At 60.8% G+C, this 502-nt stretch carries 1 pseudogene; it reads left to right on the plus strand.

Features of this window, described 5'->3' with window-relative positions:
• Positions 1-502 (plus strand): annotated as a pseudogene (gene gatB, locus ACFQ2O_RS22650) (Asp-tRNA(Asn)/Glu-tRNA(Gln) amidotransferase subunit GatB); the annotation flags it as partial.

Consider the following 502-nt stretch of genomic DNA (forward strand, 5'->3'; position numbering starts at 1 on the left):
CTTCTACCCCGACCTGCCCAAGGGCTACCAGATAACCCAGGACAAAACGCCCATCTGCACCGACGGCCACGTGGAAATCCGCCTTGCTGATGGCGCTACCAAGCAAATCGGCGTCACGCGCATCCACATGGAGGAGGACGCGGGCAAGAGCATGCACTTGGCCGGCGAAACGGAAACGCTCGTGGATTTGAACCGGGCCGGCGTGCCGCTCATCGAAATCGTGAGCGAGCCCGACATCCGCAACTCGGAGGAAGCCTACGCCTACCTGGCCGAAATCAAGAAGCTGGTGGAGTACCTCGGCATCTGCGACGGCAACATGGAGGAAGGCTCTTTGCGCTGCGACGCCAACGTGAGCGTGATGCTACACGGGGCCGCCGAGTTCGGGGTGAAGGTGGAGGTGAAGAACATGATCTCGTTCCGCAACGTGCAGCGGGCTATTGAGTACGAGATTGAGCGCCAGATTCTGCTGCTCGAAGCCGGCGAGGTAATCGACAGCCAGACC

The sequence above is a fragment of the Pontibacter rugosus genome (genome assembly GCF_042678745.1).
GTDB lineage: Bacteria > Bacteroidota > Bacteroidia > Cytophagales > Hymenobacteraceae > Pontibacter > Pontibacter rugosus.